Origin of the sequence: Agreia bicolorata (assembly GCF_000938265.1) — a bacterium.
In the GTDB taxonomy this organism is placed as follows: domain Bacteria; phylum Actinomycetota; class Actinomycetes; order Actinomycetales; family Microbacteriaceae; genus Agreia; species Agreia bicolorata.
In genome coordinates this window covers 453,689-464,222 of the sequence record NZ_JYFC01000003.1, presented here as the reverse complement: position 1 = coordinate 464,222, position 10,534 = coordinate 453,689, and the positions used below count along the sequence as shown (strand labels likewise).

5 protein-coding genes are annotated in these 10,534 nt (G+C 66.1%); all 5 read right to left on the bottom strand.

Going from position 1 to position 10,534, the window contains the following annotated elements; genetic code table 11:
- Positions 1-5 precede the first annotated feature (5 nt).
- Positions 6-6,062, bottom strand: a complete 6,057-nt coding sequence (locus TZ00_RS09065; protein WP_044440995.1) for an Ig-like domain-containing protein — start codon at positions 6,060-6,062, stop codon at positions 6-8.
- 137 nt (positions 6,063-6,199) lie between these two features.
- Complete coding sequence (locus TZ00_RS09060; protein WP_044440993.1) at positions 6,200-7,159, bottom strand: PDR/VanB family oxidoreductase; 960 nt, start codon at positions 7,157-7,159, stop codon at positions 6,200-6,202.
- Positions 7,156-7,959, bottom strand: coding sequence for an MOSC domain-containing protein (locus TZ00_RS09055; protein ID WP_044440991.1), 804 nt, complete (start codon positions 7,957-7,959; stop codon positions 7,156-7,158). Before TZ00_RS09055 ends, TZ00_RS09060 begins: the two co-directional genes overlap by 4 nt.
- 24 nt (positions 7,960-7,983) lie before the next feature.
- Positions 7,984-9,558 (bottom strand): transporter, encoded by a 1,575-nt coding sequence (locus TZ00_RS09050; protein ID WP_044440989.1) that lies wholly within the window; start codon positions 9,556-9,558, stop codon positions 7,984-7,986.
- Positions 9,540-10,403, bottom strand: a complete 864-nt coding sequence (locus TZ00_RS09045; protein ID WP_084606010.1) for an ABC transporter ATP-binding protein — start codon at positions 10,401-10,403, stop codon at positions 9,540-9,542. The genes TZ00_RS09050 and TZ00_RS09045 overlap by 19 nt, the downstream gene beginning before the upstream one ends.
- Between the last annotated feature and the right edge of the window lie 131 nt (positions 10,404-10,534).

Below are 10,534 nucleotides of genomic sequence, written 5' to 3'. Positions count from 1 at the left end.
TCGCGTCACCACGGGACGTGGTTCGACTCGTACTTCTTGCCATTGGGCCCCGTAATCGTCACCCAGACGTCGTAACCGGTGTATCCCCAGTACTTGCCGCTCGCGGTGCCATTACCGTTGATTGTTCCGGATTCCCAATTTTCAGTTCCCGGACGGTTCGAGTGGTACTCGACACTGAAGTTTCCTCCAGCAGAGCCAGAGATTTGCACAACGACGAATCGGCAGCCTGAGGTAGCACAATTCGGTTGTCCCTGAGCGTTGCCTCCCTTGGACACCGTCACGGTCGTGCTGTCCGGCTCGGGTCTGCTCGCCGCGGATGCGGAGTTGGAGGACTGTTGACCTGCCTCGTCAGTAACGCGAACGGTGATGCTATGCGTTTCGGAGTATCCGCTGCCCACCGTGCGGTTGCCAGAAGGTTCAACTTCCGTGAAGCCGCCGCCGTCGATCGAGATCTCCGTCTTGACGATCGCGCGACCGTTTGCGGCAGGTGCGCTCCAGCTGAGCGTCACACTTGTGTCGTTGGGGCTGGCGCTCGCACCGGGCTGATTTGGAGGGCCGTACGGCACAGCCGCGTTTGATGTGGTCTCCGCTCCCGGCTGAACACCCTCGACATTCGACGTGGCCCACATGGTCACCGTGTAGTTCGTTCCGTTGGTCAATCCGCCGATCGTTCCGGAGTTGCGCGGAAGCGTCCCCGTGGCGCCGCTCTGGTCGACTCGATAGTGGTACGTCAACTCGTCTTGGGTCGAACCGTTGCCCGCCGCGTCGCCGAACGTTACATCGACGCTTCGATCCGCGGGAGTGATACTCACGCTCGACGGGGCGCCAGGCGCGATCGCGGCACGACGTGGTGCCGACTGAGGACTCGGATCGGACAAACCCGCCTTATTGACGGCGGAGACACGGAATGTGTAGTCGGTGGTGTCGACTGACACAACGACATTCGCGCTCGTTCCCGTGATGCCGGGCAGCGTGTTCACGACCGAGCCGCCCTTCAGCGTCTCGAGCGTGTAGCTGGCCACGGGGTCGCCGTTGGCGAACGGCGCGGTCCACGAGACCGTGATCTGAGCCTGCCCGCCGACCGCCGTTGACGGCGTGGTCGTGGGAGCGGCTGGAGCAGACGGCTTGCCCGCCGGAATCTCCGTGGCCGAGTACGAACTCCAGTCGCTGGGATCGGGCGCGCGGTTCACAGCCTGCACCCGCACCTGGTACGCGGTTCCGTTCTCCAGACCCTCCCAGACCACGGAGTTGCCCGTGACGCCGGTCTTCTGTACCGCGCCGCGCGCGGGGGCCGGCGAGATCTCGAGGTTGTACGAGGTGACCGCAGAGCCGGGGGTGGATGGCGTGACCCAGTTGACCGTCATGCTCTTGTCGCCGAAGACCAGCGTCGGCGCGGCCGGGCGATCGGGGCGGGCATCCGGGCGGGCGGGCGCCGACGAGGGCGAAGGGTCGGACTCGCCGACACCGTTGGTCGCCGTGACGTTGAAGGTGTATTCGACGTCGTTGGTGAGGCCGTCGAGCGTACACGTGGTCGAGGCGCACTGCTTCGAGTACCCCTGCGGGCTCTTCACCGTGTAGCCGGTGATGGGCGAGCCGTTGTTCACGGGCGGAGTCCACGAGAGCACAACCGTGCGGTCTTGAATGCTCGTGACGCTCGGCGTCGTCGGGGCGTCGGGCTTGCCCTGCACCGTCAGTCGGATGCGACCATCGGCCTGGCGTTCCGGGTCGCCGGTCGAATCGGCGATGCGGTAACGCACCACCATCGTTCCCACGAAGTCGGCCGCGGGAGTCACGTCAACGCCACTGCCGGCCGGGCTTGCCTGACCGTCGCCGGTCTCGACGACCGCCTCGAGGATCTTCAGCGGGTTCTCGGGGTACGGGTTGAAGTCGTTCGACAGCACGTCGACCTGGCGGGTCTCGCCCTGATTGGCCTGGGGCACCACGTCGTCGGTCGCACTGGGCTTCGGCCTGGTCGACGTGACCACGGTCACCGTGACGGTTCCCGTGCCCGGCTTGCTCTGCCCGTCGGTGACCTCGATCTGAATCGGTGAGTCGCCCTTGGCCGCGTTGCCGGCCGCCTTGACCTTGAGCGTCTGCTTGTCCGTTGAGGCGGAGATGCCCTGCGGGAGCTCGCCGACGACCTTGTACGTGAGCTTCTCGAGGTCGCCCTCGTCGGGGTCGCGAGACAGCGTGCGCAGGTTGAGTTCGACCTCGTCACCACCCGGCTCCACGTTCACTGCGCCACCGCTCATGGTCGGCGACACGTTGGTCTTCGAGACGACGGTGATGGGAATGACGAGTGTGGACTTCTTGCCGTCGGGGTCGTCGGGGCCGGTGCCGTCGGTGACCTCGAAGCTCAGTGCATCAGGGCCGTAGTAGCCCTCGGCGGAGGTGTAGCTGAGGGTGGTCGCGTCGGTCACGAGGTTCGCCCCGTTGCCGTGCGACACCGCCACCTTGTCGGCCTGCGTGATTCGGGCGTCCTTACCGTTGCCGGTGACGACATAGTCGGAGAGGGGAACGCTGATTGTCTCGCCGCTGTTCACGACGATCGGCTTAGTGCCCGCCTTGAGTGCCGGATGCGCGCTTTCGAGCCCGGGAACGAACACGAACGCAGACGCCTTCTGCCCGTCGACATCGGTCACGGTGTAGGTGATGATCTGCGACTCGGGCGTGAGCGGGATGCGCAGCTGGCCGTTGCCGCGAACCGTCGCGGTGCCGCTGGTGACCGACACATCGAGGGCGTCAATCGTGCCGTCGGGGTCGTCGTCGTTCTTCTTCACGTCGACGTCTGTTGTCGTGCGTCCCACCACGTCGGCGACCTGCACCAGGTCGTCACGGGCGATCGGCGCCTGCAGCGTCGCATCCGGGCTCACCGTCACGAGAAGCTGACCCACGGCGGTCGCACCGTATTGATCAACGATCGTGTACTGCACCGGGTAATCGCCCGGCGTCTTCGGCACGGTCACAGTAACTCGCCCGCGGTCGATCTCGCCCGTCATGCCCTCGGGCACCGTGAGGCCGTTCTTCTGGATGGCGATCGGGTCGCCGTCGGGATCGGAATCGTTCGCGAGAACGTCGACCGCCACGGTGCGGCCGGGCCGCACCGAGACCGTATCTTTCACCGCGTAGGGGCGCTGGTTCGCGCTCGACGAGGGAACGATGCCCACCAGAATGGTGGCCGACGCCTCGGCACCCTTACGGTCGCGCACGGTGTAGGTGAACACGTCCGTTCCGACCGAGGTGGGGTAGGCCTCATATTCAAGCCACGACTGCCCGACCTCGCTGATGCGGCCCTTCTTCGGAGCGTCGCCCTGGCCGACGAGCTGAACGGAGTCGCCGTCGGGGTCGATTCCGTCGAGGGGAATCGGGATGCGCACGGTCGTGCCCTCGAGGGCCCGCACCGTGACGTCGCGCGGGCGGGGCGGGGAGTTTGCTCCCTCGTCGTTGCCGACGATCTGGATGGTCACGTAGCCGGCGTCGCGCTGACCCTGACTGTCGACGACTTCGTAGGTGGCGTAGACCGTCTTGGCCACAGGGCCGGCCTTGAAGCGCAACGTGTCCTGCGCCACGAACATGTCTCCGTCGGCCGGGTCGATCAGGGGCGCGATGAGCGCGGGCGCCAGAGTGATCGTGTCGCCGTTGGGCGAATAGTCGTTGTTGAGCACGGGAATCGTTGCGACGTCGCCGGCCCTCACAGTCACCGTGTCGTCTGTGGCGACCGGGGGCAGCAGCCTCTCCGGTGCCGGGATCGGGATGATGAAGACTTCGCCCTTGGCCGACTTGACCCCGTTGGTCACGGTGTAACTGATGCTTGTCGGTTCGGAGATACCGGTGTCGGTGATGCGCAGTACCTGGTGTTCGAGAACCTCGACGCTCACGCCGAGCCCCTCGGGAACCTGCACCGATTGAACGGCGAGGATGCCACCGGCGGGGTCGAAGTCGTTGGCGAGCACGTCGGTGAGTACCGAACGGCCCTTCGTAAGCAGGGCCACGTCGCGCACGGCGATCGGGGGCTTGTCGGCAGAGGTGTCGCCAACTACGGTGATGCGCACGATACCGGGAGCGGACTTCGGGCCATCCGTCACGAGGTACTGGGCGTAGTAGTCGCCGGGCGCGGCCGACGTGAAGTCGAACGTTCCTGTCGTGTAGTCGGGCGTGATCGTGCCGCCCGGAACCTCGTTGACCTTCGCGAGTCGCAGCGGGGCACCGCTGGGGGCGTAGTCGTTCGCCATGGGCGACACGGTGACCTGCTGGCCGGCACGTGTCACAACATGGTCGCCGTTGGTGACAGGAACGAGGGTTCCCGACTCGCGCACCTCGAAGGCGACGGTGCCCTCGGTGTCGGTCACGCCGTCTGAGACGACGATGGTCACGGTCTTGCGACCCGGATCGGGGTCGAGGGCCGTGAAGGTGAGTTCTCCGTCGGCCCGGAACTGCACCTGGTTGGCACCGTCGGCCGTGGCCGAGCGCACGAACATGTCGTCGCCGTCCGGGTCGATCCAATCGGGCAGCACGTTGTATGAGCAGGTCGAGCCGACCTCGCAGAGCACCTTCGGAACGCGCTTCTGAACCGGAGCCTCGTTCGTGCCGGGAGCCTTGACGGTCAGCGTCACCGTGGCATCCGCTGTGCCGCCGCGGCCGTCGTCGGCCGTGTAGGTGAAGGTGCCGGTGCCGGATGCCTCGGGGTCGACGATGATCTGCATGGCCACACCCCCGAGAATGGGCTGCACCTCGCCGATCGACGGTTGCGGCCCCTTGAGCGTGGCGGTGAGCACATCACCGTCGGGATCGGAGTCGTTGTCGAGCACGGGCAGCACAATGGTGCGGCCTGCGCGCACGCCGAGCTGGTCGTCTTCGGCGATGGGCGGGTTGTTGATCTCGCTGCGCTCGGGAAGGATGACCTGCAGTTCTTCTTCGGTGCTGTCGTCCTCTTCGTCGGTCTTCGTCTCGTCCGGCGGGGGAACGATGTCGTCCCAGTTCTCGACCTTCTTCATGTCTTGGTTGACGAGCCAGACGGCGCCCGAGGTGAGGTCGTTGAGCACGACCACGTTGCGGTTGACGCGGAAGACGAGCTGGGCCTGGGCGGTGAGGCCGTCGATGGTTGTCTCGACGTCTTTGTCGTCGCCGGCGCAGTCGCGCAGGTACGCGTTCGAGATGGCCCAGGCGGCGTAGGCACAGCCTGCGAGGTACACGGGCGCGGCCGGCTTGCCCGGTTTGCCCGCCGAGGTCACGGTGGCGGCTCCGCCGTCGAGGGGCTGACGGATGAGTGAGGTGGCTGTGGCGATGAGCACGGCATCCGATGCGGGGCCGGTCTCCTGCAGCACGCCGCCGGTCGAATCGGCGATATCGACCTTCTTGCCACCCGGCAGGTAGGCGATGCCGTTGGCCGAATCGAACACCACGGCGTCGTCACCGACGGTCGTCATCGTGAGGGCTGCGTCGTCTTCGGTCTCGGGAAACCCGTTCTTCACGGGCTCGAGCGGTGCGCCGTTCTCGTCGAGCGCGATGGTGACCATCTCGCCTGACGTCGGCGACAACGCGTGAACCCCGCCATCGACATCCACCGTCGCCGCGGCGCCGGAGCCGAGCGTCAGCAGCGGCTTGTCTGGGTCGGGAAGGAAGTTGGCGACGTCGCTGGCGCGCGTGGTGAAGAGGTCGCCGGTCTTGTCGACGACGGCGAGAGTGTTGCCGCCCATGGTCACGGATGACTCGGCCGGCAGGGCCACGGCATTGCCCAGTGTCACCGACACGGGGTCGATGGGCGCCAGCGATCCGGTGGCGTGGTCGACGGTGATGACCGTCTCGTCGTGCTGCAGAATGTCGAAGTCGCTCGACGTCATCTTGAGGCCGCCGTCGAGCAGCTGGGCCTGGTAGTTGAGGTGACCCACGAGGAGGCCGGAGGGTTTCGTGACCCAGACGCCCCCGTCGTTGAGTTCGACGTCGGCCGTGGTGATGCCCTGATAAAGGAATGCCATCGTGGTGACCGCAAGCGAAAAGACCGTGACGGTCGCCACCGACGCAGCTGTCGCCTTGCGGCGGCGCAATGCCTCGAAGAGCCTCACACGATCCTCATCTTCACGTCGGTTACGTCATTTTATGCACTGGATGCACCCCTGAAATGGGCACGGGTGCACCGGGACATTCAAGCACGGGGACACGACCCAGAGTAAATGGGGAGAACTCCCCATGCCGGGGTTGTTCAGAGAGGTGCGACGACCAGACCCTTGTTCAACGCCCGCGAAACGCAGGGCATAACGAAGTCGCGGCGCTCGCTCTCGGAGAGCACAACGTCGCGGTGATCGGCCTCGCCGTCGATCAACCGCAGTCGGCAGGTGCCGCAGGTGCCGCTTCCGCACGAGCTGTCGGCATCGATACCGGCGCGCTCGAGAGCACCCAGCATCGTCTGGGTCTCGGACACCGCGATGCTGACACCCGACGGCTGCCACTCGAGAACGAAGGGCAGACTGATGCCTCCGAAGGCCGAGATCCCGGCGAAGTCCTCCATGTGCACGCGGCTCGGGCGCCAGTGCATCGTCAGTGCGCGCAGCTCGTTCTGCAGCGACTCCGGACCGCACACATAGAGGTGCCGCTCACCCGGCGACTCGAGAAGAGGCCACCAGTCGAGCGCCCCGTGCAGCGAGCGGTGGTGCAGCGTGATCGGCCGGTTCAGTGTCATCTCGACCAGCTCGTCGAGGTAGGGGGTCTCGGCGCGTGAACGGCTCAGGTACACCAGCTGAACGTCTGCCGCACCGCGTCTGCGCAGCTCGAGCAGCATCGCGCGAATAGGCGTGATGCCGATTCCGGCCGCGACGAGAAGGTACGCAGGAGCATCCATCAGCTCGAAAGCGTTGCGGGGCGAGGAGATCGTGAGCGAGTCGCCCTCGTTCACCTCGTCGATCATGCTGCGCGAACCTCCGCGGCCGCCCTCGTCGCGTCGCACCGCGATCACGTAGCGGCCGAGATCGCTCACATCTGAGGTCAAGGAGTAGCTGCGCGCCTCACCCGACGGCGTGTGCACCGTGATGTGGGCTCCCGGCTCGGCCGGCTCGAGCAGCCCGCCGTCTCGGCGACGCAACTCGAACTCGCAGACGTCGGCCGTGAGCATCCGGCGGGCTGCGACGACGACTGTCAGGTCGGCTGTCGTCGTTGATGCGGTCATGCGGCCGTCGCCGCATCGGGCACCGCGACGCTGTCGCCTGGCGCGAGGGTTCCGACAGAGAGCACCTCGGCGAAGACGCCCATGATCTCGTGTCCGTAGTTCTCGTGCAGCAGGCGCACCACGGGCACGTCGCGGCGAGCCGTCGAGGGGTCGACCTCGGTGGCAGCGCAGCGCTCGGTCTCTTCGACCACGCGCACGGTGACGCCGCCGGAGCCCCCGAGCTGCAGCTCCCGCCCGATCCAGTCGCGTTCGACCCACGGCTCGAGGCCCTCGATGTACACGTTGGCCCGAAAGCGCAGCGGATCGAGTTCGCGCCCGATTCTGGCCTCGAACTCGCGAATGGACGCGCGGTTGATGAGTGAAATCGTGTTCATCATGCGGGAGCCGTTGTTGGCCTGGTCTGTGAAGTTATAGCCGGGCTGCTCGGCCAGCACGGGCCGCTCACCGTCGGGAAGATCAGCCACGCGTGCATAGAGTTCGACGAACTCGGCGCGGCCGGCTTCGGTACTCAGATCGGCCTCAAGCACAGGATGCCCCTGCACGGTCACGCGAATCAGACCCGTCTCCGGGTCGAATCCGACGGCGAGCCCCGCCAGACGATCGGTGTTGAGCAGCACGTAGTACTCGCGCTTCGACACGGGAACGAACGTGTCGGCGTTATACGCGCCCTGCGGCTTGGCGAGCGCGAAGAGGCGATCGAACGGGAACGCCCGTCCCGCCTCAAGCGCTACCCGGTCGAGCGGCTCCGGAGTGAGCCCCTTGACCGGATAACGGTAGAGCGAATGGATGCTGCCGTGCATACCTCGAGGTTACAAGCAGCGCGGCTACTTGCCGGCCTGCAGCGCGGCGAGCAGCTCCGGGCCGCGCTTGTCGAGAATCGATCCTCCCCAGCGCACGGCGGCAACGAGCATGCCGCCTCCGAGCACCAACCCCACCGCCAGCGCGATCCAGCCGTAGATCGCGTCGCCAGTGACGAAGCCGATGACGGCCAGGACTGCCTCGGGAAGCACGAGCACGACCAGTGCTCCCCAGGTGGCGAAGGTGGTGAGCGTCAGCATAAAGCCACCACCGGGACGCGCCTTGAATGGACTCTCGCCGGGCGCCGGAACGGGGAACACGAACCGACCGGAGATGACCGACGAGAGCGCGAATCCCGAAAGCAGCAGACCGAACACGATTCCGAGCAACCCGGGCAGCACCTGCCACGAGTTGGTGAACCACACCGACGCGATGGTCAGCAGCGCCGACACCGGTACGGCGAACACGCCCAGGGCAACTACCCGACCGAGCCGGTCGTCGCGGCCCGATACGCCCGTCGACAGGTGAAGCGCGAACGCCGTGTTGTCGTATGAGACATCGGTGTAGATCGACAGCGCCAACAGCAGCGCCACGACCGGTCCGAGTGCATTGAGCACGCCCATGCTGCCCATATTTCCTGAATATACGAACAGCAGAACGGGAATCAGCGGAATGACGATGAGCGACTGCGCGTAGCGCGGATCGCGCAGCCAGTAGGTGAGTGCTCGCGCAGCGACCGCACCCCAGGGCGTGGCCGGAAAGACTCCGAAGAGGCCCAGCTTGCGGGTTCCCTTCATCGCGGGCGACGACGCGCGAGCCGGGTTCTCGAGTGCGTGCCGCAGGCTCGACCGCCAGACGATCAGCAGGATGGCGAGGGTCGCGAGACCGATAACGAATCCGGCCGCCGCCCGGCCGAGATCTCCGGTCACGAGGTAGCCGGGAACCGACCAGATCGCGCCGAGCGGTGTCCACGCGACGATGTCCGCGATGCCGGGGAGGGCATCCGCTGAGCTGCGCAGCAGCGCCGTGAGGCCGATCATGATCGGGCCGAGGAGGATCAGGGGAATGAAGAAGAGGATTCCCTTGGCCTCGCGGAAGCGGCGGCCCGATCCGACTCCCGAGCTCAATGCGGTGATCGCCCGCGAACCGGCGACGCATGTGAGAACTCCGATCACGGCGCAGATGATCGCCGCGATGGCGCCGAGCGGATGCTGCCACCACGTCGCCGCCGTTGCGAGGGCTGCGATCGAGGTGACGATTCCGGGAACGCCGAGAACGCCGCTGACGAGGAGGCCCAGCACGAGTTGGTTGAGCGGAATGGGGAAGATGGCCAGCCGGGAGGGCTCGACGGTCTGGTCTGTTCCGGGGCCGATGAGCGGCAGCACGATCCAGCCGAGGATCGTTGCCGCGCCGCCCAGCACCGTGACGGTGCGGGCCAGTTCGCTCGGCGCGAAGCTGAGCGCGATAAGCCCCGCGACCACACCGAAGAGAACGCCGAGTCCATAGAGTCCGCCGATCACCACGGCGACGATCTGCCAGGGCTTTCCCTTCAGGCTGTTCGCCAGAATGAGAAAGCGCAGCCTTACGAGAGTCGCAACCATTCCGGCCCCTCTCCTGTGCGGCGACCCCCGACGAGTTCGACGAAACGGTCTTCGAGCGTGGAGCCCTGGCGCACCTCTTCTGTTGTGCCTGAGGCGAGCACACGGCCCTGGGCGATCACGGCGACGTGGTCGCACATGCGCTGAACGAGATCCATGGCGTGGCTCGACACGATCACGGTGCCGCCGGACTTGACGAAGCCGTCGAGAATGTCGCGGATGTTCGCCGCAGACACTGGATCGACCGACTCGAACGGCTCGTCGAGCACGAGCAGACTCGGCGCGTGCACGAGGGCGCAGGCCAGGGCGATCTTCTTGGTCATTCCCGCCGAGTAATCGACCACGAGCGTGCCGCCGGCAGATTCGAGATCGAGCAGATTGAGCAGGTCGTGTGTGCGCTCGGCGACAGTCTCGCGGCTCATGCCGCTGAGCAGCCCGGCATAGGTCACGAGCTGCGTGCCCGTCAGGCGATCGAAGAGCCGAACGCCGTCGGAGAGCACCCCGACCAGGCGCTTCGCCTTGAGCAGATCGTGCCAGACGTTCACACCGTGGATGGTGATGTCGCCGGCGTCAGGCCGCATAAGGCCGGTCGCCATCGACAGGGTCGTGGTCTTTCCGGCGCCGTTGGGGCCGACGAGCCCGTAGAACGAGCCGGAGGGAACGGTGAGAGCCAGGTTGTCGACGGCGATCTTGTCGCCGAATCGCTTCGTGAGGCCGCGGATCTCGAGGGCCGGGCCCTGAGCATCCGTTACTGGGGGGAGAACCTGGGCTGGATCGATCTGTAGTGGATCGGTGTGTGCTGGGTCGGTGTGTGCTGGATCTGTCTGTAGTGGATCTTCCAAAGACATAGCCGCCTGCTTTCCGTCTTACGATTTCCGTCTTGCGATGGACATTCGGGCCGCTCCCCGTCGTGCGATCTTTCGATGCGCGTGCGCGAACCCGGCGCGTGTCACCCACCCTAGGGGGAGCGTCCGACAGG

What these genes read in the sequence shown, in the direction of transcription:
- TZ00_RS09045 (WP_084606010.1), bottom strand. Translation starts at nt 10,403, where the DNA reads ATGTCTTTGGAAGATCCACTACAGACAGATCCAGCACACACCGACCCA.
- TZ00_RS09050 (WP_044440989.1), bottom strand. Translation starts at nt 9,558, where the DNA reads ATGGTTGCGACTCTCGTAAGGCTGCGCTTTCTCATTCTGGCGAACAGC.
- TZ00_RS09055 (WP_044440991.1), bottom strand. Translation starts at nt 7,959, where the DNA reads ATGCACGGCAGCATCCATTCGCTCTACCGTTATCCGGTCAAGGGGCTC.
- TZ00_RS09060 (WP_044440993.1), bottom strand. Translation starts at nt 7,159, where the DNA reads ATGACCGCATCAACGACGACAGCCGACCTGACAGTCGTCGTCGCAGCC.